Origin of the sequence: Sinorhizobium meliloti (assembly GCF_017876815.1) — a bacterium.
Lineage (GTDB): Bacteria > Pseudomonadota > Alphaproteobacteria > Rhizobiales > Rhizobiaceae > Sinorhizobium > Sinorhizobium meliloti.
In genome coordinates, this window is record NZ_JAGIOS010000001.1 from 3,574,415 (window position 1) to 3,599,736 (window position 25,322).

At 61.6% G+C, this 25,322-nt stretch carries 27 protein-coding genes; 10 read left to right on the forward strand and 17 right to left on the reverse strand.

What is annotated here, in order from left to right:
* Positions 1-5 precede the first annotated feature (5 nt).
* From rseP to JOH52_RS17365, 8 genes are all read right to left on the reverse strand, one after another.
* The gene (gene rseP, locus JOH52_RS17330) at positions 6-1,130 is read right to left on the reverse strand and encodes an RIP metalloprotease RseP (RefSeq protein WP_003534980.1); all 1,125 of its coding nucleotides are present in this window, start codon (positions 1,128-1,130) and stop codon (positions 6-8) included.
* Positions 1,131-1,260: 130 nt separating this feature from the next.
* On the reverse strand, positions 1,261-2,094 hold the full coding sequence (locus JOH52_RS17335) for a phosphatidate cytidylyltransferase (protein WP_014529665.1): 834 nt from the start codon (positions 2,092-2,094) through the stop codon (positions 1,261-1,263).
* Positions 2,094-2,837: an isoprenyl transferase gene (locus tag JOH52_RS17340; protein ID WP_003534985.1), complete on the reverse strand. Its 744-nt coding sequence runs from the start codon at positions 2,835-2,837 to the stop codon at positions 2,094-2,096. Before JOH52_RS17340 ends, JOH52_RS17335 begins: the two co-directional genes overlap by 1 nt.
* A 36-nt stretch (positions 2,838-2,873) precedes the next feature.
* Positions 2,874-3,434 (reverse strand): ribosome recycling factor, encoded by a 561-nt coding sequence (gene frr, locus JOH52_RS17345; RefSeq protein WP_003534987.1) that lies wholly within the window; start codon positions 3,432-3,434, stop codon positions 2,874-2,876.
* A 51-nt stretch (positions 3,435-3,485) separates the two neighbouring features.
* Positions 3,486-4,208 carry a UMP kinase gene (gene pyrH / locus JOH52_RS17350; RefSeq protein WP_003534989.1) on the reverse strand — a complete coding sequence of 241 codons (723 nt, stop codon included), beginning with the start codon at positions 4,206-4,208 and terminating at the stop codon, positions 3,486-3,488.
* 183 nt (positions 4,209-4,391) lie between these two features.
* On the reverse strand, positions 4,392-5,315 hold the full coding sequence (tsf, locus tag JOH52_RS17355) for a translation elongation factor Ts (RefSeq protein ID WP_003534991.1): 924 nt from the start codon (positions 5,313-5,315) through the stop codon (positions 4,392-4,394).
* A gap of 251 nt (positions 5,316-5,566) precedes the next feature.
* Complete coding sequence (gene rpsB, locus JOH52_RS17360) at positions 5,567-6,334, reverse strand: 30S ribosomal protein S2 (protein ID WP_003534993.1); 768 nt, start codon at positions 6,332-6,334, stop codon at positions 5,567-5,569.
* Positions 6,335-6,519: 185 nt separating this feature from the next.
* The gene (locus JOH52_RS17365) at positions 6,520-7,338 is read right to left on the reverse strand and encodes a cell envelope integrity EipB family protein (protein WP_003534995.1); all 819 of its coding nucleotides are present in this window, start codon (positions 7,336-7,338) and stop codon (positions 6,520-6,522) included.
* A 141-nt stretch (positions 7,339-7,479) separates the two neighbouring features.
* Between JOH52_RS17365 and JOH52_RS17370 the strand changes: the two genes are divergently transcribed.
* Genes JOH52_RS17370 through JOH52_RS17385 form a run of 4 tightly spaced genes read left to right on the forward strand, consistent with a single transcriptional unit; the run spans position 7,480 to position 10,330 of the window.
* Positions 7,480-7,944, forward strand: a complete 465-nt coding sequence (locus tag JOH52_RS17370) for a RidA family protein (protein ID WP_010969255.1) — start codon at positions 7,480-7,482, stop codon at positions 7,942-7,944.
* 13 nt (positions 7,945-7,957) lie between these two features.
* A complete protein-coding gene (locus tag JOH52_RS17375) occupies positions 7,958-8,683 on the forward strand; it encodes a glycerophosphodiester phosphodiesterase (protein WP_010969254.1) in 726 nt (241 codons plus the stop codon).
* A 4-nt stretch (positions 8,684-8,687) separates the two neighbouring features.
* Positions 8,688-9,875: a GNAT family N-acetyltransferase gene (locus JOH52_RS17380; protein WP_010969253.1), complete on the forward strand. Its 1,188-nt coding sequence runs from the start codon at positions 8,688-8,690 to the stop codon at positions 9,873-9,875.
* Positions 9,876-9,910: 35 nt separating this feature from the next.
* Positions 9,911-10,330, forward strand: a complete 420-nt coding sequence (locus tag JOH52_RS17385) for an HIT family protein (protein ID WP_003535003.1) — start codon at positions 9,911-9,913, stop codon at positions 10,328-10,330.
* Positions 10,331-10,583: 253 nt separating this feature from the next.
* Here JOH52_RS17385 and JOH52_RS17390 read toward each other — a convergent pair whose 3' ends face one another.
* The 8 genes from JOH52_RS17390 to JOH52_RS17425 form a co-directional block, all read right to left on the reverse strand.
* Positions 10,584-10,955 (reverse strand): AzlD domain-containing protein, encoded by a 372-nt coding sequence (locus JOH52_RS17390; RefSeq protein ID WP_003535005.1) that lies wholly within the window; start codon positions 10,953-10,955, stop codon positions 10,584-10,586.
* Positions 10,925-11,671, reverse strand: a complete 747-nt coding sequence (locus JOH52_RS17395) for an AzlC family ABC transporter permease (protein WP_003535007.1) — start codon at positions 11,669-11,671, stop codon at positions 10,925-10,927. The genes JOH52_RS17390 and JOH52_RS17395 overlap by 31 nt, the downstream gene beginning before the upstream one ends.
* A gap of 72 nt (positions 11,672-11,743) precedes the next feature.
* The gene (gene clpA / locus JOH52_RS17400; RefSeq protein ID WP_010969251.1) at positions 11,744-14,260 is read right to left on the reverse strand and encodes an ATP-dependent Clp protease ATP-binding subunit ClpA; all 2,517 of its coding nucleotides are present in this window, start codon (positions 14,258-14,260) and stop codon (positions 11,744-11,746) included.
* 9 nt (positions 14,261-14,269) lie between these two features.
* Positions 14,270-14,623, reverse strand: coding sequence for an ATP-dependent Clp protease adapter ClpS (clpS, locus tag JOH52_RS17405; RefSeq protein WP_003535011.1), 354 nt, complete (start codon positions 14,621-14,623; stop codon positions 14,270-14,272).
* Between the two features lie 271 nt (positions 14,624-14,894).
* Positions 14,895-15,248: a phasin PhaP2 gene (gene phaP2 / locus JOH52_RS17410; RefSeq protein ID WP_010969250.1), complete on the reverse strand. Its 354-nt coding sequence runs from the start codon at positions 15,246-15,248 to the stop codon at positions 14,895-14,897.
* A 241-nt stretch (positions 15,249-15,489) separates the two neighbouring features.
* Complete coding sequence (locus JOH52_RS17415; protein WP_003535016.1) at positions 15,490-15,693, reverse strand: DUF3126 family protein; 204 nt, start codon at positions 15,691-15,693, stop codon at positions 15,490-15,492.
* 179 nt (positions 15,694-15,872) lie between these two features.
* Positions 15,873-16,700, reverse strand: a complete 828-nt coding sequence (gene cysE, locus JOH52_RS17420; protein ID WP_003535018.1) for a serine O-acetyltransferase — start codon at positions 16,698-16,700, stop codon at positions 15,873-15,875.
* A 297-nt stretch (positions 16,701-16,997) separates the two neighbouring features.
* Positions 16,998-17,777 (reverse strand): alpha/beta fold hydrolase, encoded by a 780-nt coding sequence (locus tag JOH52_RS17425; protein ID WP_003535020.1) that lies wholly within the window; start codon positions 17,775-17,777, stop codon positions 16,998-17,000.
* 189 nt (positions 17,778-17,966) lie between these two features.
* Here JOH52_RS17425 and JOH52_RS17430 point away from each other — a divergent pair, with 189 nt between their 5' ends.
* Positions 17,967-18,212 carry a zinc-finger domain-containing protein gene (locus tag JOH52_RS17430; RefSeq protein ID WP_003535025.1) on the forward strand — a complete coding sequence of 82 codons (246 nt, stop codon included), beginning with the start codon at positions 17,967-17,969 and terminating at the stop codon, positions 18,210-18,212.
* A gap of 27 nt (positions 18,213-18,239) precedes the next feature.
* The gene (locus tag JOH52_RS17435) at positions 18,240-19,403 is read left to right on the forward strand and encodes an FAD-dependent monooxygenase (RefSeq protein WP_010969248.1); all 1,164 of its coding nucleotides are present in this window, start codon (positions 18,240-18,242) and stop codon (positions 19,401-19,403) included.
* A 54-nt stretch (positions 19,404-19,457) separates the two neighbouring features.
* On the opposite strand, the gene JOH52_RS17440 is transcribed toward JOH52_RS17435, so the two are convergent.
* A complete protein-coding gene (locus tag JOH52_RS17440; protein ID WP_010969247.1) occupies positions 19,458-20,645 on the reverse strand; it encodes a cystathionine beta-lyase in 1,188 nt (395 codons plus the stop codon).
* Between the two features lie 337 nt (positions 20,646-20,982).
* Between JOH52_RS17440 and JOH52_RS17445 the strand changes: the two genes are divergently transcribed.
* The 4 genes from JOH52_RS17445 (at position 20,983) to JOH52_RS17460 (ending at position 25,260) form a co-directional block, all read left to right on the forward strand.
* The gene (locus tag JOH52_RS17445; protein WP_003535031.1) at positions 20,983-22,008 is read left to right on the forward strand and encodes an amino acid ABC transporter substrate-binding protein; all 1,026 of its coding nucleotides are present in this window, start codon (positions 20,983-20,985) and stop codon (positions 22,006-22,008) included.
* Between the two features lie 104 nt (positions 22,009-22,112).
* Positions 22,113-23,306: an amino acid ABC transporter permease gene (locus JOH52_RS17450; RefSeq protein WP_014529669.1), complete on the forward strand. Its 1,194-nt coding sequence runs from the start codon at positions 22,113-22,115 to the stop codon at positions 23,304-23,306.
* A gap of 4 nt (positions 23,307-23,310) precedes the next feature.
* Positions 23,311-24,465, forward strand: coding sequence for an amino acid ABC transporter permease (locus JOH52_RS17455; RefSeq protein WP_010969245.1), 1,155 nt, complete (start codon positions 23,311-23,313; stop codon positions 24,463-24,465).
* A gap of 18 nt (positions 24,466-24,483) precedes the next feature.
* A complete protein-coding gene (locus JOH52_RS17460) occupies positions 24,484-25,260 on the forward strand; it encodes an amino acid ABC transporter ATP-binding protein (protein ID WP_003535037.1) in 777 nt (258 codons plus the stop codon).
* The last annotated feature ends 62 nt before the right edge of the window (positions 25,261-25,322 follow it).

The window sequence follows — 25,322 nt, forward strand, 5'->3', positions numbered from 1 at the left end:
CGCCCCTATCCGAAGAGCCAGTTGATATCGTTCCAGGCCGCAAAAACCGTCAGCATGAGCACCATGGCAAAGCCTATGCGGAATGCGAGATCCTGTGCGGCAGGACCGACCGGCCTGCCGCGCAACGCTTCGACCGCATAGAACATCAGATGGCCGCCATCAAGCACCGGCACGGGCATTAGGTTGAGCAATCCAATGGAAACCGAAAGCACGGCCGCGAAATTCAGCACCTCGGCAATGCCGAGCTTCGCCATCTGACCGGACATCTGGGCGATACGGATCGGCCCGCCGACCTGATCGGCGCTCATCCGGCCGACAAAGAGATTCGAAAGATAGTCGAGCGTGCCCGTTACGATCCGCCAGCTCTGCAGTGCCCCTTGCCCCACCGCTTCGAGAGGTCCGTAGGTCTCGACCCGGAAATTGCCGGCCTCCTGGTTCGTTCCGATGCCGATCTTGCCCTCTTCCATCTTGTTGCCGAGCGGGTCGACGGATTCGGTGCGTTGGGGCACCATCGGCAGGTCGATCGCAGCGCCCTCGCGCTCGATCCGAACGGTGATCGGCAGCTCGGGACGGACGCTAACATAGCGGCGCACGTCGTCGAAGGTGGCGATCGGCTTTCCGTCGATCGAAAGCAGCCGGTCTCCCGGCAGAACACCCGCCTTTTCCGCGGCACTGTCCGGCGCCACGAAAGCGACGACAGGATCGGCGACGGCACGGCCGTAAATGGAAAAGAGGACTGCGAAGATCGCAATCGCCAGAAGAAAATTCGCGATGGGACCGGCCGCGACCGTCGCCGCGCGTTTCCATAGCTTTGCGCCCAGGAATGTACGGCCCCGTTCTTCCGGCGCGATCGTCTCCAGCCGCCGGTAGTCGGGCGTGCTCGCCGCATCCTCGTCGCCGAAGAACTTCACGTAGCCGCCAAGCGGGACCGCGCAGAATTTCCAGCGGGTGCCGTGGCGATCGGTCCAGCCGAAGAGCTCGGGTCCGAAGCCGACGGAAAAGGCCAGGATGCGGATTCCCGACCAGCGCCCCACCAGGTAATGTCCCATCTCGTGAACGAAGACCAGCAACGTCAGGAGGAACAGGAAGGTGGGGATCGTGTACTGGAGATTGTCAAGCAGTAGGCTCATAGTCATTCCTAACGCGTCCGCTGCCACGTCCGCCAGTTCAAATTGCAAGGTCGGGGCCGTGCCGCCATAGTTCGCACCGCCGCATGATAGTCCCGCTTCGAGCCCGATATAAGGACTACACCGGCAGTCTTCAAAGACCCAGCAGAATCGCGCCGAAGGCGACTTCCCGGCCGCCCGCCAGCAGGAATTGCCCAAGCACCAGAGCCAGTGCGGCAATGCAGGCGAATATCAGCCCGTCCACCCGGTCCATGACGCCGCCGTGGCCCGGGATCAGTCTGCTCGAATCCTTGACGCCGAAGCGGCGCTTGACGAAGGACTCGAACAGATCGCCTATCTGGCTTGCGACGGACAGGACCAGCGCGATGACGGGGATGCGCAGGTCCTCGAGCGAAAAGTGAGCCATGAAAACGGTGACACCCGCAAGAACGCCGAAAATCGCGCCGCCGATCGCGCCCGACCAGGTCTTGCCCGGCGAGATTGCCGGCGCCAGCTTCGGCCCGCCGATCGCCCGCCCCGTGAAGTAGGCGAAAATATCCGTTGCCCATACGACGGCGAACACGAAAAGCATCGCCATCAGCCCGAGATAGTCCGCTCCGCGGATCGCCGCGAGCGAAATGCTCGTCAGGCCCGCATAGACGATCCCGCCCGGCAGCCACCAGCTGGTTCCCTTTATCAGTACCCAAAGCGCTGCCGCGAGCACACAGAGGGCAAGTCCCGGCAGGCTGATATGCATATAGTCGAGGAGGACGAGGCCGGCGATCACCACCTGCGCCAGCCAGCCGAGAGCATTGCCCTGAAAGTCCCGCTCGGGGAGCTTGGTGATGGTGGACCACTCGTAATAGACGAGCAGGCCGATCGCGACGGAGAGAAGCTGGAAGGCGAAGCCGCCGATCCAGGTTGCAGCAAGAACCACCGCAGCCAGAACCAACCCGGAGGCAATACGAAGTTTGAGTTCGGCCTGCATCAGGAGCCGACCGCCAGAGTCGGTTGGGTCAGTCCGCCGAATCGGCGCTCGCGGCAGGCATATTGTTCGATCGCCGCAAAGAATGTCTCGCGCGTGAAATCCGGCCAGAGGTCCGGAATGAACAGCAATTCGGAGTAGGCCCCCTGCCAAAGGAGAAAGTTGGAGAGACGCTCCTCGCCGCTCGTCCGGATGATGAGATCGGGATCGGGAATGCCCGCCGTATCGATCGTCGAGGATATCCGTTCCGCGGTAATCTCTTCCGGCCGCAGACGACCGGCAGCCACGTCCCCCGCCAGGCGGCGCATGGCTCTCGCCAGCTCGTCTCTGGCACCGTAATTGAACGCGATGACCACCGTGATGCCGGTGTTTGCGATCGTCGTCTCCTCCGCTTCGATGAGCAGAGGCAGGATATCGCCGCTCAGGTTCGAACGGTCGCCGATGACCCGGATGCGGACGTTCTCACGGTGGAGATCGGCGAGATCCCGTCGGATGAAAGCCTTGAGCAGGCCCATGAGGTCGCTGACCTCGTTTTCCGGCCGGTTCCAGTTCTCCGACGAGAATGCGAACAGCGTCAGGTAACGGATGCCGATCTCCGCCGCCGTCCTTACCGCCCCGCGGACCGCCTCTACGCCCTTGCGGTGGCCCATGGTACGGGGCAGTCCACGCGCATTCGCCCAACGACCGTTGCCGTCCATGATGATGGCGACGTGAGCCGGTACGTTAGCGGGATTGAATTCTTGCATGGGTTGTCCGGACAAAGAGACTCACCTATCCGCAGGTCAGACCTGCATGATTTCCTTTTCCTTCTCCGCGAGCAAGCGGTCGATTTCGGAAATTACGTCATCGGTCATTTTTTGGACCCGCTCGGACTGAGCACGGCTCTCGTCCTGGCCGATCTCGCCGTCCTTTTCGGCTTTTTTCAGGTCGTCCATACCGTCACGGCGAACGTGGCGGACGGCAACCTTGCTTTTTTCGGCATAGTCGTGCGCGACCTTGACCAGCGATTTGCGGCGCTCCTCGTTCAGTTCCGGCAGCGGAATGCGCAGGTTCTGCCCGTCGACGATCGGGTTGAGCCCCAGATTGGACTCCCGGATCGCCCGCTCCACGGCACCGACCATGGACTTGTCCCACACCGAAACCGAAAGCATCCGCGACTCCGGGACCGTGATGTTTGCCACCTGGTTCAGCGGCATGCGCGAACCGTAGGCTTCGACGGTCACCGGATCGAGTACGTTCGCCGAAGCGCGACCGGTCCGCAGCGACGCGATGTCGTGCTTGAAAGCAGCGATCGCCCCGTCCATCCGACGCTTGAGTTCCTTCAGATCCACACCTTCACTCATGGTTCAAGACTCCCGTTCCTATCAGCGGCCCTTGCGGGCCCCAGCAGCTTGTCAATTATCGGTCACGATGGTGGCACGGCCGCCACCCGTCAATATCTCCGTGAAGCCGCCCTTCTCGTGGATGGAGAAGACGACGATCGGAATGGCATTCTCCCGCGCAAGCGCCACGGCGGCAACATCCATAACCGCGAGGCCCTTTTCGAGAATCTCGCTATGGGTCAGGCGGTCGAAACGGGTGGCCGAGGGGTCCTTCTTCGGATCCGCGGAATAGATGCCGTCGACCTGTGTTCCCTTGAAGATCGCCTCGGCGCCCATCTCCGCCGCACGAAGCGCCGCAGCCGAATCCGTCGTGAAGAACGGATTGCCCGTGCCGCCGGCGAAGATCACGACACGGCCGAGCGAAAGATGATAGAGCGTCGCGCGCTGCGAGAAACTCTCGCAGATTTCCGGCATGGCGATGGCCGACAGGACGACGGTGTCGATATCGAGCTTGCGCAGCGACGTTGCCAGCGCAAGCGCGTTGATGACCGTCGCCAGCATTCCCATGTGGTCGCCGGTTACGCGGTCGCCGCCCTTGGACGCGACAGCGACACCGCGGAAGATGTTGCCGCCGCCGACGACGACGCCGACTTCGACACCCATCGCTCTCGCTTCCGCGATATCGGAGGCAATTCGGTCGGCTACGGCAACATCGATGCCGAACCCCTGGCTTCCCATAAGCGCTTCACCGGAGGCCTTGAGAAGAACGCGCTTGTAGATTGGCTTGGCCGACATTGTCACTCCTGAAATAGATCGGCGCGCGTGTGCAGGCATCTGGCGCACACCGGCGTAAAGGCAAAATCCGCTGCGTGGTATCAACCGCTCCGGCGGGTCCTACGCATCGACTGGAGCCGGATACACGAAGGGCACCGCGTTGTCACGCGATGCCCCCCCGTTTTCCCATTCGGGGTGAAGAAATCAACCCTTCGCGGCGGCTGCCACTTCAGCCGCGAAATCGCTCTCTTCCTTTTCGACGCCTTCGCCGAGCAGGAGACGAGCAATGCCGGCAACTTCGATCGGCGCGCCGACGGACTTTTCCGCTTCCTTGATCGCGGCTTCCACCGTCTGGTCAGGGTTCATGACGAAAGCCTGCGACAGAAGGGCGACCTCCTCGAAGAACTTGCGCATGCGGCCATCGACCATCTTTTCGATGATGTTGTCCGGCTTGCCGGAAGCGCGCGACTGCTCGATGAAGACGTTGCGCTCGCGCTCGGCGACCGCCGGGTCGATTTCGCTCGAACGGACGGCGAGCGGGTTGGTCGCGGCGACGTGCATGGCAACCTGCCGGCCGATCGCGTTCAGAGCTTCCTTGTCGCCGGTCGACTTCAACGCGACGAGCACGCCGAGCTTGCCGATACCTTCGCCTGCGGCATTGTGCACATAGGTCGCGACGACGCCGTCCTCGACCTCGAGCAGTGCCGAGCGGCGCAGCGTCATGTTCTCGCCGATCGTGGCAATGGCGTCCTTAATCGTGTCTTCAACGGACTTGCCTGTCGCCGGATAGGTCGCCTTGGAAACGGCTGCAACGCTGCCGTCGGTGCCAAGCGCGACGTTGGCGACGCCGCGGACGAGCTCCTGGAAGGCATCGTTGCGGGCAACGAAGTCGGTTTCCGAATTGATTTCGACGACGACGGCCTTGGTGCCGGAGCTGGCAATGCCGATGAGGCCTTCGGCAGCAGTGCGGCCGGACTTCTTGTCAGCCTTGGCGATGCCCTTGGCGCGCAGCCAGTCGATGGCGGCTTCCATGTCGCCATTGGTCTCGGCAAGCGCCTTCTTGCAGTCCATCATGCCTGCGCCGGTCTTTTCGCGCAGCTCCTTCACCATTGCGGCGGTAACAGTCATCTTTGTGCCTCTTGTCTGTTTGCTGGCGCGCCGACCGGGATTGGCGCAGTGCCAGAAGGGTTTGGCAGGAAATGGCCTTTCTGTGTGACATCGTGATGAAGCCACTTTAGCGATGTTCGCTGCCCACCGCGCGCGATCGGCCGGGCCATTTCCGGCTGATAAAGAACAAGGCCGTTCAGATTCTACATCACAAACGGCCTCGTCCCGATATTTCATGCGTACGGCAGCGCTTCGTCTGCCGGTCGGGCCGATCAGGCTTCGGACGCTTCCTCGAGAGCCGGCTCGACCGGAACCTCTTCGGATGCGCCGAGATCGCGGCCAGAGGCGCCCTGCTGACGGGCAATACCGTCAATGGCGGCGCGGGCGATGAGATCGCAGTAAAGGGCGATAGCGCGCGATGCGTCGTCGTTGCCCGGGATCGCGTAATCGATCTGGTCCGGATCGCAATTGGAGTCGATGACGGCAACCACCGGAATGCCAAGACGCTTGGCTTCGTCGATGGCGATCGATTCCTTGTTGGTGTCGATGATGAACATCAGATCCGGGGTACCGCCCATATCGCGGATGCCGCCGAGTGCGCGGTTGAGCTTCTCGCGCTCGCGCTCGAGGTTCAGGCGCTCCTTCTTCGTGAAGCCGGAAGCTTCCGAAGCCAAGATCTCATCGAGCTTGCGCAGGCGCTGGATCGAGTTGGAGATCGTCTTCCAGTTCGTCATCATGCCGCCGAGCCAGCGGGCATTGACGTAGTACTGGGCGGAACGCTTCGCTGCGTCCGCGATGATCTCGGAAGCCTGGCGCTTGGTGCCGACGAAAAGCACGCGGCCGCCGCTGGCGACGGTGTCGCTGACGACCTGAAGGGCGCGCGACAGCATCGGAACGGTCTGGGCGAGATCGATGATGTGAACGTTGTTACGGTCGCCGAAGATGTACGGCTTCATCTTCGGGTTCCAGCGGTGTGTCTGGTGGCCGAAGTGCACGCCCGCCTCGAGAAGCTGGCGCATAGTGAAATCAGGCAATGCCATGCCTTTGTCTCCTTTTCCGGTTGAACCTCCGCAAGGCGTCGAGCGCACCGCAATGCGCCCACCGGCGGAACGATCCGGATTTCTCCCGGAAAATCCCATGCCTTACGTGTGGAATGGCCAGCCCCTTAGCGGCAACCGCCCGAGAAATCAAGCCTTGATGTCGTTTTGGAGTCGTTTGCCGGCGCTTACTTGCACTCTTCGGTGTTGAAGACCTCGAGCTTGGCGAGTTTTCCGCTCAGGACGAAGTCTCCGTAGTCCATGGTGAGATCCCGCGTCACGCCGTTCTCGTAGAGCTTGAACGCCATGCGATAGACGGGCAGCGCGTCGCCGTTCGCTTCGTCGTTGAAATAGGTGATCGTCACCGGCCAATAGTTCTCGCCAGCAAGCTTTCCGGCCTTGCCGACATCCGCGTCGTCAGGAGCGGGCTTGCGCGGCTTGCCCACGAAGGTCGAGGTGATCAGCGTCTTGTCGCCCGAATCGGAACCATCGAAGATACGCGCCTCGAAAAAGCTCTCTCCTTTTTTCGCACGTTCGATGACTTCGAGCATGTGTTCGGTCGGAAACCGGCTGGCCGCAAGCGCCACCTGGCGCTTGTCCGGAGCGGTCAGCTCGACCTTGACGCCCGATTTATCGTCATGCGCGCTTCCGCGCACCTCCTTGTCCAGCTTCTCGTCGGTGAAGGAGCGGGTGAGGAAACGGAAATTGCCGTTCTTCATGTCCTCATAGGTGGTGGTCTGCTGATCGGTGAGGCGAACCTCCTCGCCCGTATCGACCTGGGTGACGAAGCGGAAGCTGACGGTATAGCCTTCGCAGGAGGAGCCGTTGAACTCATAGACCATGCGGCCATACATGCCGGAGATGCCGGACCGCTCAGAGGCGTCCTTCAGCTCCAGATCGTAGACGGCGCGATGGGGAACGAGGGCAGTCGCCTGTGCAGCGCCCGCCGTCATGACGACGACACAGACGCTTCCCAGAGTGACGAGACCGAAGCCTTTACGAAACATCCGTTTCCTCCTGTTGGACTCGCCGCCAATGCGATAAACAAGCTTTCGGCAGAAACAAGGCAGATCGGTTCTGGTCCACGCCTGTCACGATCTGCTTTGCATGCCGGATTTTAGCACAAAAGACAACAACGGAGCCTTTCCATGTCCGCAGAGATCGAAACCCGCCTCACCGAACTCGGCATCGTCCTTCCGCAGGCAGTTGCGCCTGTCGCGAACTACGTGCCTTACGTCGTCTCCGGGTCGATGCTCTACATTTCCGGGCAGCTGCCGATGGAAAACGGCAAGGTCGCCGTCACCGGCCATGTCGGCAAGGATGTCGATGTCGCCGGCGCGCAAAGAGCCGCCGAACTCTGCGCGATCAACATCCTGGCTCAGGCCAAGGCGGCTCTTGGCGAGCTCGGCCGTATCCGCCGCCTCGTCAAGATCAACGGCTTCGTCGCTTCCACGCCGGACTTCGTCGAACAGCACCTGGTGATCAACGGTGCCTCCAACCTGCTTGCCAATGTGCTCGGCGAGGCCGGCAAGCACGCTCGTGCGGCTGTCGGCATGGCTTCCCTTCCCTTCAACGCGGCTGTCGAGATCGACGCCGTGATCGAAATCGCGTGATCAGGGACGTCCAATGAAGGATATTTCCTGGCTCAAGGCCCAGCCGATCGCCCATCGCGGCTTCCATGACATGAATCGCGAAGTCTGGGAGAACACGCTCTCGGCCTTCGCCCGCGCGGCCGAAGCCGGTTTCGCGATCGAATGCGATCTTCAATTCGCGGCCGACAGCGTTCCGGTCGTTTTCCACGACCACGACCTGCAGCGTCTCTGCGGGATCAGAGGCGACGTGCGGGCGAAAACGTCCGCCGAGCTCGGGCTGTTGTCCATCGGCGGCACCAGGGACAAGGTGCCGACGCTCAAGCAGATGCTGCGCCTCGTCGCCGGCCGGGTCCCGCTCATCATTGAACTCAAGGGGCGGAAGGGCGACGACGAGGGCTTTGCCGCGGCCGTGCTCGAGACGCTGGAAGGCTATGACGGCCACGTTGCGCTGATGAGCTTCGACCATTGGCTGCTCAGGGACCTGAAGGAGCTGGACGCGCCCTACCCCCTCGGCCTGACTGCCGAAGGCTCCAATCCGGAGACCTTCTTCGTGCACGAGGAGGCGATGCATCTCGGGCTCGACTTCATTTCGTACCATTACGGCCACCTTCCAAACCCCTTCACGGAAAAGGAGCGCGCGCTCGGCCGCACGCTCATCACCTGGACGGTGCGGGACAGACAGGCTCAGGAGCACACATTCGCCAATGCCGACCAAATGACCTTCGAGGGTTTCGATCCGCGGGAGATCATGATTTCGTAGGCGCATGACAGACGCGATCACCATCCGCATAGAGCATTCGTTCACGTCGATACCGCCGGCGAGCTGGGACAGGCTTGCCGGCGCCTCGAAGGGGCATGCCGGCACGCCCTACAACCCCTTCGTCTCCCATGCCTACCTTTCCGCACTGGAAGAATCCGGATCGGCAACGGCGGAAACGGGATGGCTCGGGCAGCATCTCCTGATGGAGGACGCGGACGGTTCCCTGCGGGGGGCGCTTGTCTGCTACGTCAAGAGCCACAGCCAGGGGGAGTATGTTTTCGACCATGGATGGGCGGATGCCTTCGAGCGTGCCGGCGGCCGCTACTACCCGAAGCTGCAATGTTCCGTGCCCTTCACGCCGGCAACAGGGCCGCGGCTGCTTGCGGCCGAGGGGAGCGACCGGCAAACGGTCGGCAATGCGCTCGCGGCCGGTCTCAAGGAACTCACGCGCCGCCACGGTCTTTCCTCGGCCCACGTGACCTTCGTCCCGGTTGACGAGATGGCGGCCTTGGAGCAGGCGGGCTTCCTGCACCGTATGGACCAGCAGTTCCATTTCATCAATCAGGGCTATGGATCGCATGACGACTTTCTCGCCACGCTTGCCTCGCGAAAGCGCAAGGCACTGAAGAGAGAGCGCCGCGCAGCCGTCGAAAACGGCATAACCATCGACTGGCTGACCGGCAGCGACCTCACGGAAGAGATCTGGGACCAGTTCTTCGCCTTCTACATGGACACCGGCGGACGCAAATGGGGCCGCCCCTATCTGACCCGCGCCTTCTACTCACTCATCGGCGAGCGGATGGCCGACGACATCTTGCTGGTCATGGCCAAACGCGGCGGGCGCTACATCGCGGGTGCGATCAATTTCATCGGCGGCGATGCGCTGTATGGCCGGCACTGGGGCTGTATCGAGGACCACCCCTTCCTGCATTTCGAAGTCTGTTACCATCAGGCGATCGATTACGCGATCGCGAAGGGATTGAAACGCGTCGAGGCCGGCGCGCAGGGCGAGCACAAGCTCGCGCGGGGCTACATGCCGGTGACCACCCATTCCGCTCATTTCATCAGCCATCCGGGGCTTGCGCGCGCCGTAGCCGATTATCTGGAACGGGAGCGCCGGGATGTGGAAGAAACCGGCGAGTTTCTTGCGGAGCACGGGCCTTTCCGCAAAGGTGAGCGCCAGGACGACTGAGACACCGCGAACGCGTGCCAGGAAAAGGAAACGACATGAGTGCATATGACACAAACAATATCTTCGCCAAGATATTGCGCGGCGAGATACCCTCGCACCGCGTCTACGAGGACGAAGCTACGGTCGCCTTCATGGATGTGATGCCGCAGGCCGAGGGCCACGTTCTGGTGCTGCCGAAGGCACCGTCCCGCAACATTCTCGACGCCGACCCGGCCACCCTCACCAGCCTGATCGCAACTGTCCAGAAGATCGCCGTCGCCGCCAAGGCCGCTTTCGACGCCGACGGCGTCACGATCATGCAATTCAACGAGGCACCGGCCGGACAGTCGGTCTTCCACCTCCACTTCCACGTCGTCCCCCGCCGCGAGGGCGTTCCGCTGAAGCCGCATTCCGGCAAGATGGAAGACGGGGACGTGCTGGCCGCAAACGCAGAGAAGATCCGCCGGGCGCTTTAAGGCCCGTTGAGATTGGGGATTCCCGCGGCGGCTTGTTTGATTTCCTCATCGCTGTGCTCCTCACAGGGATGAGACGTTGGGAAGGCCCAGACATCGCTTCAGCCCGTAGAGATCGGGCTGTTTGCTATGTGCTCACCTGAAATCGCGGAGACGGCGTGCCGGCAGAGAAAGACTCAGGCAAAGGATCCTCATCTAATAAGGTAGCCTTGATTCAAACGTTTACGGCAATCTGTCATATCAATGCTTTAAATCGTCAAAACCCCCGCCACCAAAGACCAGCGGCCAGGGCGGCGATTGCCGTTGCAATGCCGGCGGCGGGCTTCTGGCGGGCGGCGAAAAACACGATCGCGCCTATCACGACGGAGCCCAGCCGAAGCCACAGTGGCGACTGCGCAAGAACGCCGGTCGGGTAAAGAATAAGCTTTGCGATGACCGCTGCGACCAGTGCCGTCGCCACCGCCCTCACCCAGTTCAGCGCCTCCGAATCGTCGCGCAGACGATTGCCGGCGAGGACCCCTAGCCATCGCCAGATATCGGTCGCGAGCCAGCCGGCTATCGCGATGAACGCATAGGCCCACCATCCGTCCATCCAGGTCACGCGCTCTTCTCCCGCCGCGCGCGCCATAGGCGCTCGCCCGCCCAGGCCAGCGTTCCGCCGCCAAGGCCGGCGAGCAGGATGTCGAACTCGGGTGCGATCCAGTAGCAGAGCGGCCCTGCGACGAGCCCGATGGCGAGGGCCGCGTAGACGACCGGATGGCGCGCGGAATTCCAGATCGAGGCGAGGAAATAGACCGGCGTCAGAAAGAAGAGACATCCGGCGACGATCGGCGGGAAATCGGCGACGAGCCGATAGACGATCCCGACCAGCGCCATGTTCGTGGCCACCAGCGTGATGCCGAAGCCGGCGAAGAAGGTCGCGCGATGCTGGCGCGGAACCGCATGCACGCGCTCCATCGCGAAGACCCAGGCGGTGATGGCGATGAAATGCGAAAGCACGAGAAGCAGCCATGTCGGCGTCTTCGGCGTGCGCAGTTCGGGAACGAGTGCGGCGACCATCGGCATCAAGCGCACCGACGAAAGCGTGACCGCCAGGAACGCCGTCGCAAGACTGGCGCCGCTGAGGATCGAACTCACGAGAATGACCTTTGCCGGCAGGGCCCAGACGATGCCGGTCATGAACACGACCTGCGCCGGCGGGATCCCGGCCTGAACCGTCAGCGAGCAGAAGCCCACGAAGGAAAGCATGAGGATTATGGCCGGAAGGCTGAATATCCCGCGCGCACCCGCCAGAAACCAGCCCAGAGGCGATCGCTCCTCTTCGATACGGTTTGTGGAATCCACCCGCTATGCTCCACGCTCACAAGAAAGTGCCGGGTAACTCACCCGGCACCGTCACGTCCAGTCGCGATCGCGTTATTTCTTGCGCGGCACCTTCGGAACCGTCCGCCCCCTGAGGGGAGCCGCCCCGGAGCTGCCGCCGCTCTTGTTCGAGGACTTGGCGGTCGTCTTCTTCGACTTGGCTTTCGCGCCATCTTCGGCTGCGGCTACGCTTTCCTTTTCGGCAGCCTTCTTGGGTTTCGCGCCCTTGCCGGCCGGACGCGAGACCTCGGCCTTGGGCTTTATCGGAGCAGTTTCCGGCACGGCTTCGAGCATGAGCCCCTTCGTGCCGTCTTCCTTGTTGCCGATCGTCACCTTGACGACACCGCCCTTCTTGAGCTTGCCGAAGAGGATCTCGTCCGCGAGGGGCTTCTTGATGTTTTCCTGGATGACGCGCGCCAGCGGCCGTGCACCCATCTTCTCATCATAGCCCCTCTCTGCAAGCCAGGCGATCGCATCAGGCGCAAGGTCGAAGGTGACATTGCGCTCCGCAAGCTGCGTTTCGAGCTGCATGACGAACTTCTGCACGACCTTGTGGATGACCGGGGTCGGCAGCGAGTTGAACGGAATGACGGAGTCCAGACGGTTGCGGAACTCCGGCGTGAAGAGGCGATTCAGCGCCTCCACGTCCTCGCCGGTTCGCTTGGAGGAACCGAAGCCGATCGCCGCCCGAGCCATGTCGGACGCGCCGGCATTGGTCGTCATGATCAGGATGACGTTCCGGAAATCGATCTTCTTGCCGTTATGGTCGGTCAGCGAACCGTGGTCCATGACCTGCAAGAGGATGTTGAAGAGATCCGGATGCGCCTTTTCGATTTCGTCGAGGAGCAGCACGCAATGCGGATGCTGGTCGACGCCATCGGTCAGGAGGCCGCCCTGATCGAAACCGACATAGCCGGGAGGCGCGCCGATCAGTCGGGAGACCGTGTGGCGTTCCATATATTCCGACATGTCGAAGCGCAGCAGCTCGACGCCGAGCGAGGTGGCGAGTTGCTTCGCCACTTCCGTCTTGCCGACGCCGGTCGGGCCGGAGAAGACGTAGCAGCCGATCGGCTTGTTGGGCTCGCGAAGGCCTGCGCGCGCCAGCTTGATCGACGAGGCGAGCGCCTCGATCGCCAGATCCTGGCCATAAACGACGGAACGCAGTTCCTGCTCGAGATTGGCGAGCACGGCCTCATCGTCCTTGGACACGGTCTTCGGCGGGATGCGTGCCATCGTTGCGACGGTCGCTTCGATCTCCCTTTCGGTGATCAGCTTGCGGCGTTTGCTGACGGGCAAAAGCATCTGAGCGGCACCCGACTCGTCGATGACGTCGATCGCCTTGTCCGGCAGCTTCCGGTCATTGATATAGCGTGCCGAAAGCTCCACCGCCGCCTTGATGGCATCGTTGGTGTATTTCAGCTGGTGGTAGTCCTCGAAATACGGCTTGAGGCCCTTCATGATCTCGATCGTGTCCGCGATCGTCGGCTCGTTGACGTCGATCTTCTGGAAGCGGCGAACGAGAGCCCGGTCCTTTTCGAAGAACTGGCGGTACTCCTTATAGGTGGTCGAGCCGATGCAGCGGATCGCGCCGGAAGAAAGCGCGGGCTTCAAGAGGTTCGACGCGTCCATGGCGCCGCCGGACGTGGCGCCGGCACCGATGACCGTGTGGATCTCGTCGATGAACAGCACTGCACCGGGATAGTCTTCGAGTTCCTTGACCACCTGCTTCAGGCGTTCCTCGAAGTCGCCGCGATAGCGGGTACCGGCCAGCAGGGTTCCCATGTCGAGCGCGAAGATCGTTGCGTCCTGCAACGCCTCGGGCACCTTCTTCTCGATGATGCGCTTGGCAAGGCCCTCGGCGATTGCCGTCTTGCCGACGCCCGGATCGCCCACGTAAAGCGGGTTGTTCTTGGACCTGCGGCAAAGCACCTGAATGGTCCGGTTCACTTCGGCGTGACGCCCGATCAACGGATCGATCTTGCCGGACTTGGCCTTTTCGTTGAGGTTCACGCAATAGGCCGTGAGCGCATCCTGCTGCTTCTTCGGGCCGGCCTCCTCGCTCTCGCGCGAAGCCTTCTGTTCGGAGTCCTGGTCTTCCGCCCCGCGCACCGGCCGCGCCTCGGAGCTCCCCGGCCGCTTGCCTATGCCGTGCGAGATGAAATTGACTGCATCATACCGTGTCATCTCCTGCTCCTGCAGGAAATAGGCAGCATGGCTCTCGCGCTCGGCGAAGATCGCCACGAGCACGTTGGCGCCGGTCACCTCCTCGCGGCCCGAAGACTGCACATGGATGACGGCTCGCTGGATCACGCGCTGGAAACCGGCCGTCGGCTTGGAGTCCTCGTCGTAACCGGTGACGAGGTTCGACAATTCGTTGTCGACGTAATCGGTCACGGTCTTGCGAAGCGTGTCGAGATTGACGTTGCACGCGCCCATCACAGCCGCCGCATCGGCATCATCGATCAATGCCAGCAGCAGGTGCTCGAGCGTCGCATATTCGTGATGGCGCTCGTTGGCAAAAGTCAGTGCCTGATGCAGCGCCTTTTCGAGGCTGGGCGAAAATGTTGGCACGTTAGTTCCTCATTTCTTTTCCATGACGCATTGCAACGGATGTTGATGCTGCCTGGCGAAATCCATCACCTGCGTCACCTTGGTTTCGGCGACCTCGTAGGTGAAGACGCCGCATTCTCCAACGCCGTGGTTGTGGACATGTAGCATTATGACGGTCGCCTCTTCGCGGTTCTTCTGAAAGAAGCGCTCGAGGATGTGAATGACGAATTCCATCGGTGTGTAATCGTCATTCAAAAGCAGAACGCGGTACAAACTCGGCTTCTTGGTCTTCGGCTTGGTGCGCGTGATGACGGACGTGCCACGACTGGGGCCGCCTCCGTCTCCTTCGCTTCCCTGCTGCATCCGGACCGGCATGGCGATCATTCTTGTTCATTCCTTTACAGCCGCGGATCCATTCGCATTCGGCCACGACATGCTTGCCTTTATCTAATGGTTCGTTCTTGGATTTTAAGACCGAACCCACGCACTGCAAACATATTCGCACGGCGAAACACAAGATTGATCAAATTTCTTCGGCGGCGGTGGCAACTTTCACGGGTTGCGGCGGGATCAATGAGCCGCGGCGCACGAACAGACGAAGGCCGGCCGCGGCATCCGCGACCGGCCTGTTCTGCAATAGCGATGAGGCTGATGGTCAGGCGGCGGCGGCTGTTTTGACCGCAGCGGTCGCCTTGGCAACCGGTGCCTCGTACGGCTTGTAGGCGTCCTTGGCGAGGTCGGCATACATCTCACCGATTTTCGTCGCCTCGGTGAAGAAGCCTTCGTAGCTTGCCTTCAGATAATTCGTCTGAAGCTCGAACGCTGCTTCGAGGCTTTTGGCGCTGGTAAGCTTTTCGAGATGAGCAACGCTATCCTCGAAGGACTTCTTCGAATAATCGGCCGCTTCGGTCGCAATAGCCTGGAAGCCTTTGGTCATGGCGGAGTAGCTCTTCACGGCCACGTCGAGGGCTTCCTTGCTCTTCTTGTTCGCATCGTCGAAGTTAAACATCGGGTGTCTCCTTGTGACGGCTCGGCTAGGAACTCGGTTTAGTCTATGTGCACTGCACAAAAAGTCAAGTTCAGTGTGCAATGCAATAAAACACAGTTCTTGCAACGACTTGATGAAGACCGGACGCCTCCGGACAAATTCTTCGAAAAGTATGATTTAACAGCAGAAAACCCGGCCTGATTGCTCAGAACCGGGTCTTGCAACGCGCGATTACCACCGATCCCGGTGGGATCGAGGGCTCTCAGAGATCGATGTCGAGGATCGCCATCGAGAAATTATAGGAGAGCTCGCCGTCCTCTTCGTCACGGAAGACGACACCGAGAAATTCGTCGCCGAGATAGACTTCAGCGGATTCGTCCTTCTTCGGGCGAGCCTTGACGACCATGGACTGGTTGAACGTGCGCTTAAGATAGGCCTCAAGCTTGCGGATTTCTTCGGGCTTCAAAACTCTTCTCCGTAGCCGATTGATTTGCCGCGCTTGTTGCACGGGCCATTGCCAGGTGTAAACCCATCAGAGCGCCAAGCGTTCGCCGAGAGGCGAAGAAATGCTCGCAACGCCTTGAATTTCTGCACTGAATTTTCGCGGCGTCGATGCCCGGCACAGCCGGGTTACAGGCGCCTTGATCAGATATCGAACGACGCCAGGATCTGGTCCATTTGACGCGACGGCTCGGAACAGCCGGCCTCGCCGACGACCTTCGCCGGCACCCCGGCAACCGTCGATTTGGGAGGGACCGCCTTCAGCACGACGGAACCGGCGGCCACGCGCGAGCAGTGGCCGATGTGGATGTTGCCGAGAATCTTTGCGCCGGCGCCGATCAGCACGCCGTTGCCGATCTTCGGATGACGGTCGCTGCCTTCCTTGCCGGTGCCGCCAAGCGTCACGCCATGCAAGATAGATACGTTGTCGCCGATGACCGCGGTTTCGCCGACGACGAGCCCCGTTGCATGATCGAGGAAGATGCCGCGCCCGATGCGGGCGGCCGGGTTGATGTCGGTTTGGAAAACACTGGAGGAGCGGCTCTGGAGATAGAGCGCAAAGTCTTTCCGGCCGCGGTTCCACAGCCAGTGAGCCAGACGGTGCGTCTGTATGGCATGGAAGCCCTTGAAATAAAGCACGGGCTCCATGAAGCGCGTGCAGGCCGGGTCGCGGTCGTAGACCGCCTGTATATCGACGCGCAGGACGGCGCCCCATTCGGGCCAGTCCTCGAGCATTTCGGCGAAGGTCTGGTGCAGGAGGCTCGCCTGTAGGTCGGGATGGTCCAGCCTCTCGCAGATCCGGTAGATGACGCAATCTTCCAGGGAATGCTGATTGACCACCGTCGAATAGAGAAAGGCCGCCAGCATCGGGTCGCGCTCGGCCGCCAGACGCGCCTCCTCGCGCAGGCTATCCCAGATCGGATCGATCGCTTCGAGCGATTCCGTATGACGAAGTTCTGTCTTGGCGACCATGGTCGCTCTCCTTCCTGGGCGGTCCCTCAGCGGGGTCGTCTTTGGCTTGCCTGTTTAGGACGGGTCGTTGTTCCGGCATATATAGGCCAATTCCCGGCCGACATAAATGGCCTGACCGGAATTCACCTCTCGTTACAGCGCCGCGCGTCTTATCAGACGCGCAAAGGCCGCTGTAGCACTTTGATCTGCTGCAGGTTTTTGTCCTTTAATCGGATACGATTAAAGGAAACATGCAGTAGTGGCACGGACGGGAGCAACTCGAGGAAAAGTGCGCAGGGTTTTCCGTCCGGACTGGCCTCACCCAACCCCGGCAAGGAACTCCAGAACCGCCTTCTTGAACACCCGGTCGCCGACCGCCAGCATGTGGTCGCGCCCGGGAATGTCGAGTGCCACGGCATGCTGCATCAGCGCGGCGAGCTCCTCAGCCGATCCGGCGATGTCATCCTTTGTCCCGACGCCGATCAGCACCGGCACGTCTATGCGGCCTACCTCGTCGGCGGTAAGCAGGTCCCGCGATGTCGATATGCATGCGGCGAGCGCCTGACGATCGCTTTTCGTCTGGTCTGCGAAGGCGCGGAACGTCCGGCCCCGCTCGTGCGTAACGTCCTCCAAAGAAGGCGCAAGCAGCGCGTCGGCGATCGGATCCCACTCCCCCACCCCCGTGATCATGCCTATCCCGAGACCGCCGAATACCAGCGAACGGACGCGATCCGGGTGCTGCAAGGCCAGGAATGCCGATATGCGCGCGCCCATCGAATAACCCATGACATGCGCTTCGCCGATGCCGAGATGCACCAGAAGTGCCGCCGCATCCCCCGCCATCTGCGGCGGGTGATAGAGCGAGGGATCATGGGGCTTGCTGCTTTGCCCGTGCCCGCGATTGTCGAGCGCGATGACGCGGTATCCGGCGTCGCCGAGCGTCTTCAGCCATCCGGGAAAAACCCAATTGACATTGGCGCTCGATGCAAAGCCGTGAATGAGCAGGATCGGGTCGCCCGAGGGGTCACCTTCGTCGAAATAGGCGATTTCCAGTCCGTCGTGCGCGAAGCGGGAAAATGGCGGAGGGTTCAAGTCCATCTGGTTTTCCTGGTATTGTCCTGTCGGCGCGGACGTTAGTTGGTAAAGCAACGGCCGGAAACCCCAACCGCTCCAAAAACCATAGGCGCGGCATGTTTGCCGCTACACATTTTCGCCAAAGCTCACTATGGTGCCGGCAAAATCGACACCCCAATCGACACCTAAGACTTGCATATATCGGAGTACGACATGGCCGGCCACAGCATCCCCCATTTTCAGAACGACGGCGGGCACCGGGTCATCGAGATCGGCGTCAAGGAATTCATGTGCACGGGCGCTTCCGTCCCGTTCGACCACCCTCACATCTTCGTCGACATGGGCGACGAGAACGAGAAAGTCTGTTCCTATTGCTCGACCCTCTACCGCTACAATCCTTCCCTGAAGGCGACGGAAACAATCCCTCCGGGCTGCCTTTTCACGACTAAAGCCGCCTGATCCTGCGCAGGCGACGGCGCGATATCCATGCAAAAGGCTGATCCGGTTGCGATCGTCGGTGCCGGCATCGCCGGGCTGACGGCTGCGCTCTGCCTTGCACGGAAGGGGTTCCGGACGGATATCTTCGAGCAGGCCGATGCATTGGAGGAAGCCGGTGCCGGGCTTCAGCTTTCGCCGAATGCATCGCGCATCCTCATCGAACTCGGGTTGCTGCCCGCTCTCGAACGCGTCTGGAATGAACCGGAAGCGATCTCGCTTACCGACGGCCGCTCGCTGCGGCCGCTTGCCAGCGTGCCTGCCGGCGCACGCGCCCGCGAGCGCTGGGGGGCGCCGTATGGCGTCCTGCATCGCGCCAGCCTGCAAACGATCCTTCTGGATGCCGTCCGGGCCGAGCCGCTCTGCCGCCTTCATCTGGGGAGGCGAATCGCGGACGATCCGCGAACAGTCATCACCGAGGCGAGCAAGCGCTCACCGGCCGCGATCATCGGCGCGGACGGGATCTGGTCGCGGATTCGCTCCTCCGTTGCCGGCGCCGGCACCGTCCGTTTTTCGGGCAATGTCGCCTGGCGCTTCACGCTGCCACGCACCCGGGTGCCCGCCTGCCTGTCGCAAGATCGCGTCACCGCCTTCCTCGCGCCGAAGGCCCATCTCGTCGCCTATCCGATCCGGAAGATCGACGGCTTCAACTTCGTTGCGATCGTTGCCGGAAGGGCGTCGGGCGAAACCTGGGAGGGGCGCGAATCCGGTGATCGCCGGCGCGAGTTCGAGGCGGCCTTCAGGGATTGGCATCCCGACCTGCGCTCGTCGCTCGGTCACGCCGGCTCGGCGACCTACTGGCCGCTCTGCACGGTTGAAGACGGGGCTTGGCACAATGGACGCGACACCATCCTCATCGGCGATGCTGCCCACGCCCTGACGCCATTTGCAGCCCAGGGCGCGGCGATGGCCATCGAGGACGCCCGGGAACTCGCCCGCTGTATGGCCGATTCTCCCGACCTTCCCTCCGCCTTCGCACGCTATGAAGACGCACGCAGGGTGCGGATCGGCCGCGTTCGCAAGCGCGCCGCCTTCAACAGCTTCGCCTACCACGCAGCAGGTCCGGTGCGGATCGCGCGCAATCTCGTTCTCTCTTTTAAAAAACCCGAGGCGCTCGCAGCCGATTTCGACTGGCTTTACGGCTACGGCTCTTAGTAAGCGCAGGAAGACGGGACCGAATTACCGCCTCCCTATCGCTTCGTTCGGACCTCAGACGGCGTTTGCCGCGGCGAGGCCCGCCTCGATATCCCGGCGGATGTCCGGTACATCCTCGAGTCCGATCTGCAGCCGGATGACCGGCCCTTCGGACGGTGCCTTCGCCACCTTGCGATCGGAGAGGTTCACGTGAACGGCGAGGCTTTCGAAGCCGCCCCAGGAGTAGCCGAGCCCGAACAGCGAGAGCGCATCCAGGAAGGCATGCGCCTTTGCCTTGCCGTCTTCCGGTTCCGCCTTGAGCACGAAGGAGAATATCCCGCTCGCGCCGCCGAAGTCGCGCTTCCACAATTCGTGTCCGGGAAAGCTCGGCAGTGCCGGATGAAGCACGCGCGCCACCTCGTCTCGGCCCTCCAGCCATTCAGCGATCGCGAGCGCGCTTGCCTGATGACGCACCAGGCGAACGCCCATCGTGCGCAGGCCGCGCAGGATCTGATAGCTGTCGTCCGGCGAAACGGAGACGCCGAGCGTGACCATCGCCTCGCTGAGTGCCGGCCAATGGGCCGCATTGGCCGAAACGGTTCCGAGAAGAACGTCCGAGTGACCGGAAGGGTACTTGGTCGCCGCATGGATCGACACGTCGACGCCGTGGTCGAGGGGCCGGAAGTAGACCGGCGTCGCCCAGGTATTGTCCATGGTCACGATACAGCCGTGCCGGTGCGCCGCGGCGGCGATTGCCGGAATATCCTGCATCTCGAACGTATTCGAGCCCGGGGCTTCCGTATGCACCAGCCGCGTGTTCGGCCTGATCAGGTTTTCGATGCCGGCGCCGATCGTCGGGTCATAATATTCGACCGTGACGCCGAGCCTGGAGAGCATCGTGTCGCAGAAGTGGCGGGTGGGGAAATAGACCGAATCGACAATGAGCACATGGTCGCCCGAGGAGAGATAGGCGAGGAACGGCACCGTGACCGCAGCGAGCCCGGAGGGAACGAGGATCGTGCCCGCTGCGCCCTCCAACTCGTTCACGGCCTCGCAGAGCGCGTCGGTCGTCGGTGTGCCGCGCGTCCCATAGGTATATTTCTGCGCCCGCGTCTCCATCGTCCTCGCATTCGGGAACAGCACGGTGGAGGCGTGAACCACCGGCGGATTGACGAAGCCATGGAAGTCGGAGGGGTTGTTGCCGGTGTGCGCGAGACGGGTATTGATGCCCTGCTCCGCCTTCCCGATCTTGTTGTCTGCCATTGAAACATCCGCTGTTGATTTTCGCTGCCGACTCATCGAACGGGCCACCGGCCGGGTCAAGGAAAAATTCAAGCCGGCCGCCCGTGAATCACGAAGGAGGCGCAACTGGCGGTTTTTTATTCATGACGGGCAATTCTGTCGCGAGACCTGCCTAAACTTCTGGCGAGCTTCACGTTTTTCACATGGAAGATCATAAAATCGGCAACGTCTCTTGACCCTTCCAGATTTTGAGCATGAGATAGTTTGTACTCAGGCCAGGAGGGTGGCCGAGGCTGCACGCGCCAAGAGAGCGCAACCGTGCAGACGCGAAAAACGACAACCGAAAAGGTTCAAAAAAATGGCAAGAAGAATTCTGACAGCTCTCGTTGGCGCTGCTGTCGTGGGGATTGGCACACATGCGGCATCCGCCGCGACGCTTGACGACGTGAAGGCCAAGGGCTTCGTCCAGTGCGGCGTGAATACCGGCCTCGCCGGTTTCGCAGCCCCTGACGCCTCGGGCAATTGGAGCGGATTCGACGTCGACTATTGCAAGGCGATTGCGGCCGCGATCTTCGGCGACGGCAGCAAGGTCAAGTATACGCCGCTCTCCGCCAAGGAGCGCTTTCCGGCGCTGCAGTCCGGCGAAGTCGACGTGCTCGCACGCAACACGACCTGGTCGATCAACCGCGACACGGCGCTTGGCTTCAACTTCCGTCCGGTCAACTACTACGACGGCCAGGGCTTCATGGTTCGCAAGGAACTCGACGTGAAGTCCGCCCTCGAGCTTTCCGGCGCCGCCGTCTGCGTTCAGACCGGCACGACGACCGAGCTGAACCTCGCCGACTACTTCAAGGCGAACAATCTGCAGTACAACCCGGTCGTCTTCGAGAAACTCGAGGAAGTGAACGCTGCCTACGACGCCGGCCGTTGCGATGTCTATACGACCGACCAGTCCGGCCTCTATTCGCTGCGCCTCACCCTCTCGAAGCCCGATGACCACATCGTTCTGCCGGAGATCATCTCCAAGGAGCCGCTCGCACCGGCGGTCCGCCAGGGTGACGATCAGTGGTTCGACATCGTCAGCTGGGTCCATTACGCCCTGGTCCAGGCCGAAGAGTTCGGCGTAACCCAGGCCAATCTCGAAGAAATGAAGAAGTCGACGAACCCCGACGTTCAACGCTTCCTGGGCGTCGAGGCCGACAGCAAGATCGGCACGGACCTCGGCCTCACCAACGAATGGGCGGTCAATATCGTCAAGGCAGTCGGAAACTACGGCGAAGTGTTCGACCGCAACATCGGCGCAGGCAGCCCGCTGAAGATCGAGCGCGGCCTCAACGCTCTCTGGAACAAGGGCGGTCTCCAATACGCACCGCCGGTCCGCTGATCGGACGCTATGTCGGGGGACGGCCGCGGCCGCTCCCCCGATCAACGATAAAAACCCGATAAGGGGAACATCCGAAAGGATGGACAAGGGGAAAGAGGCATTGCATGGCCATCGGCGTCACCAACGCGCCTGAACGAAGCAGGTCCTCAGGGTCGATCATCAACGATCCTCAGGTGCGCGGGATATTCTATCAGGCAATCACCATCATCATCCTCGCAGCGCTCATCTACTGGATCGTCGACAACACCGTCGACAACCTGAGACGCGCGAACATCGCATCCGGCTACGATTTCGTTAGAAGCCGCGCCGGCTTCGATGTCGGACAGTCGCTGATTTCATTCACCAGCGATTCCACCTATGGCCGCGCCTTGCTGGTCGGCTTCATCAATACGTTGCTCGTCGCAATTACCGGAATCATCACGGCGACGATCATCGGCTTTATCGTCGGCATCGGACGCCTTTCGCACAACTGGATCATCGCCAAGCTCTCGCTGGCCTATGTCGAAGTGTTCCGCAACATCCCGCCGCTGCTCGTTATATTCTTCTGGTACAGCGGGGTGCTGTCGATATTGCCGCAGGCACGAGATGCGCTTGCCCTGCCCTTTGATATCTTTCTGAGCAATCGCGGCGTCGCCTTTCCGACGCCGATTGCCGAAGAGGGTGCAGAATACACGCTCCTCGCGTTTGTTATCGCCGTCGCCGCAAGTGTGTTCTTTGCCCGTTACGCGCGCAAGCGGCAGTTGGCGACCGGCGAGCGCCTTCCCGTCCTGTGGACCGTGCTCGGGCTGATCATCGGTCTGCCGCTGGTCACATTTCTCGTGACCGGTGCGCCGATCACCTTCGACATTCCCGTGGCGGGCAAGTTCAACCTTACGGGCGGTTCGGTCGTCGGACCGGAGTTCATGTCGCTGTTCCTCGCGCTTTCCTTCTACACGGCAGCCTTCATCGCCGAAATCGTCCGGGCCGGCATCCGCGGCGTTTCCAAAGGCCAGACGGAGGCGGCACATGCGCTCGGCATACGCCCGGCGCTGACGACGCGCCTCGTGGTCGTGCCGCAGGCGATGCGCATCATCATTCCGCCGCTGACCAGCCAGTATCTCAACCTCACCAAGAACTCCTCGCTGGCGGTTGCCATCGGTTATGCCGACCTCGTTGCCGTCGGCGGCACCATCCTCAACCAGACCGGACAGTCGATCGAGATCGTAAGCATCTGGCTCATCGTCTATCTCAGCCTGAGCCTCGCGACGTCGCTGTTCATGAACTGGTACAACGCCCGAATGGCGCTGGTGGAGAGGTGAGATCATGAGCACGAATCAGGCCTCTTTCGTTCGCGCTTCGATGATCGAAGCTTCGCCTGCCCCGTCGCTGGAAAGCGGTGCCGTCTCCTGGCTGCGGAAAAATCTGTTCGCCACGCCCAAGGACACCGCCCTGACGATCATCAGCCTGCTCATCCTGGCATGGCTGGTGCCGCCCGCAATCCAGTGGCTCTTCATCGATGCCGCCTGGAGCGGCGGCGGCCGCGGCGTCTGCGCCACGCTCTCGCAAGGCGGCTCGCAGCCGGAAGGCTGGAGCGGCGCCTGCTGGGCCTTCGTCAATGCGAAGTTCGCCCAGTTTCTTTTTGGCCGCTATCCGCTCGACGAGCGCTGGCGTCCGGCGCTTGTCGGCATCCTCTTCGTGTTGCTCCTGGTGCCGATGCTGATACCGAGAATCCCGTACAAGGGATTGAACGCACTTCTGCTGCTGGTCGCCCTGCCTATCCTTTCGGCGATCCTCCTCCCAGGTGGCTGGTTCGGCCTCACCTATGTCGAAACGCCGCTCTGGGGCGGCCTGATGGTCACCCTGGTCCTGTCCTTTGTCGGAATCGCGGTTTCGCTGCCGCTCGGCATCCTGCTGGCGCTCGGGCGCCGGTCGAACATGCCGGTGATCAAGATGCTCTGCACCGTCTTCATCGAGGTCATCCGCGGCGTTCCATTGATCACGGTGCTTTTCATGGCCAGCGTCATGCTGCCGCTGTTCCTGCCGCAGGGCGTCACCTTCGACAAGTTCCTGCGCGCCCTGATCGGTGTGTCGCTGTTTGCCTCCGCCTACATGGCGGAAGTCGTGCGCGGCGGCCTGCAGGCAATTCCGAAGGGCCAGTATGAGGGCGCCGATTCGCTGGGGCTCAGCTTTTGGCAGAAAATGGGCTTCATCGTCCTGCCGCAGGCCCTGAAGCTGGTCATTCCCGGTATCGTCAACACATTCATAGGCCTGTTCAAGGACACATCGCTCGTGTCCATCATCGGCATGTTCGACCTGCTCGGCATCGTTCGCCTGAACTTCAGCGATACGAACTGGGCCACCGCCGTCACGCCACTGACCGGCCTTATCTTCGCGGGCTTCGTCTTTTGGCTTTTCTGCTTCGGCATGTCGCGCTATTCAGGCTTCATGGAACGCCTGCTCGACAGAAGCCAGCGGTAAAAAAGGGGAAAAAAGAAAATGGCAAATACCGCCACTGCACCGAAATTGGCCGTCTCGACGACGGATGTCGCGATCGAAATCACCAATATGAACAAATGGTACGGTGATTTCCATGTGCTGCGCGACATCAATCTCAGGGTCATGCGCGGCGAGCGCATCGTCGTCGCCGGCCCGTCGGGTTCCGGCAAGTCGACGATGATTCGCTGCATCAATCGGCTCGAGGAGCACCAGAAGGGCAAGATCGTCGTCGACGGCATCGAACTCACCAACGACCTGAAGAAGATCGATGAAGTGCGCCGGGAAGTCGGCATGGTCTTCCAGCACTTCAACCTCTTCCCGCATCTCACGATCCTGGAAAACTGCACGCTGGCGCCGATCTGGGTGCGCAAGATGCCGAAAAAGGAAGCCGAGCAAGTCGCGATGCACTTCCTGGAGCGCGTCAAGATTCCGGAGCAGGCGCTCAAATATCCGGGCCAGCTTTCGGGCGGTCAGCAGCAGCGCGTCGCCATCGCCCGCTCGCTTTGCATGCGGCCGAAAATCCTTCTCTTCGACGAGCCGACCTCTGCGCTCGACCCTGAAATGGTCAAGGAAGTGCTCGACACGATGGTCGGACTCGCCGAGGAAGGCATGACCATGATCTGCGTCACCCACGAAATGGGCTTCGCCCGCCAGGTCGCCAACCGCGTGATCTTCATGGACCAGGGCCAGATCGTCGAACAGAACTCGCCGGCCGAGTTCTTCGACAATCCTCAGCACGAGCGGACCAAGCTGTTCCTCAGCCAGATCCTGCACTGATCCGGAACAACTCGAAACGACGGCGGCCCGCCTTCATGGCGGGCCGTTTCGTTTTGTATTCC

Excerpts from the sequence above, each read along its gene's own strand:
- rseP (WP_003534980.1), bottom strand. The coding sequence starts at position 1,130 with ATGAGCCTACTGCTTGACAATCTCCAGTACACGATCCCCACCTTCCTG.
- JOH52_RS17335 (WP_014529665.1), bottom strand. The coding sequence starts at position 2,094 with ATGCAGGCCGAACTCAAACTTCGTATTGCCTCCGGGTTGGTTCTGGCT.
- JOH52_RS17340 (WP_003534985.1), bottom strand. The coding sequence starts at position 2,837 with ATGCAAGAATTCAATCCCGCTAACGTACCGGCTCACGTCGCCATCATC.
- frr (WP_003534987.1), bottom strand. The coding sequence starts at position 3,434 with ATGAGTGAAGGTGTGGATCTGAAGGAACTCAAGCGTCGGATGGACGGG.
- pyrH (WP_003534989.1), bottom strand. The coding sequence starts at position 4,208 with ATGTCGGCCAAGCCAATCTACAAGCGCGTTCTTCTCAAGGCCTCCGGT.
- tsf (WP_003534991.1), bottom strand. The coding sequence starts at position 5,315 with ATGACTGTTACCGCCGCAATGGTGAAGGAGCTGCGCGAAAAGACCGGC.
- rpsB (WP_003534993.1), bottom strand. The coding sequence starts at position 6,334 with ATGGCATTGCCTGATTTCACTATGCGCCAGCTTCTCGAGGCGGGCGTG.
- JOH52_RS17365 (WP_003534995.1), bottom strand. The coding sequence starts at position 7,338 with ATGTTTCGTAAAGGCTTCGGTCTCGTCACTCTGGGAAGCGTCTGTGTC.
- JOH52_RS17370 (WP_010969255.1), top strand. The coding sequence starts at position 7,480 with ATGTCCGCAGAGATCGAAACCCGCCTCACCGAACTCGGCATCGTCCTT.
- JOH52_RS17375 (WP_010969254.1), top strand. The coding sequence starts at position 7,958 with ATGAAGGATATTTCCTGGCTCAAGGCCCAGCCGATCGCCCATCGCGGC.
- JOH52_RS17380 (WP_010969253.1), top strand. The coding sequence starts at position 8,688 with ATGACAGACGCGATCACCATCCGCATAGAGCATTCGTTCACGTCGATA.
- JOH52_RS17385 (WP_003535003.1), top strand. The coding sequence starts at position 9,911 with ATGAGTGCATATGACACAAACAATATCTTCGCCAAGATATTGCGCGGC.
- JOH52_RS17390 (WP_003535005.1), bottom strand. The coding sequence starts at position 10,955 with ATGGCGCGCGCGGCGGGAGAAGAGCGCGTGACCTGGATGGACGGATGG.
- clpS (WP_003535011.1), bottom strand. The coding sequence starts at position 14,623 with ATGATCGCCATGCCGGTCCGGATGCAGCAGGGAAGCGAAGGAGACGGA.
- phaP2 (WP_010969250.1), bottom strand. The coding sequence starts at position 15,248 with ATGTTTAACTTCGACGATGCGAACAAGAAGAGCAAGGAAGCCCTCGAC.
- cysE (WP_003535018.1), bottom strand. The coding sequence starts at position 16,700 with ATGGTCGCCAAGACAGAACTTCGTCATACGGAATCGCTCGAAGCGATC.
- JOH52_RS17425 (WP_003535020.1), bottom strand. The coding sequence starts at position 17,777 with ATGGACTTGAACCCTCCGCCATTTTCCCGCTTCGCGCACGACGGACTG.
- JOH52_RS17430 (WP_003535025.1), top strand. The coding sequence starts at position 17,967 with ATGGCCGGCCACAGCATCCCCCATTTTCAGAACGACGGCGGGCACCGG.
- JOH52_RS17435 (WP_010969248.1), top strand. The coding sequence starts at position 18,240 with ATGCAAAAGGCTGATCCGGTTGCGATCGTCGGTGCCGGCATCGCCGGG.
- JOH52_RS17440 (WP_010969247.1), bottom strand. The coding sequence starts at position 20,645 with ATGGCAGACAACAAGATCGGGAAGGCGGAGCAGGGCATCAATACCCGT.
- JOH52_RS17445 (WP_003535031.1), top strand. The coding sequence starts at position 20,983 with ATGGCAAGAAGAATTCTGACAGCTCTCGTTGGCGCTGCTGTCGTGGGG.
- JOH52_RS17450 (WP_014529669.1), top strand. The coding sequence starts at position 22,113 with ATGGCCATCGGCGTCACCAACGCGCCTGAACGAAGCAGGTCCTCAGGG.
- JOH52_RS17455 (WP_010969245.1), top strand. The coding sequence starts at position 23,311 with ATGAGCACGAATCAGGCCTCTTTCGTTCGCGCTTCGATGATCGAAGCT.
- JOH52_RS17460 (WP_003535037.1), top strand. The coding sequence starts at position 24,484 with ATGGCAAATACCGCCACTGCACCGAAATTGGCCGTCTCGACGACGGAT.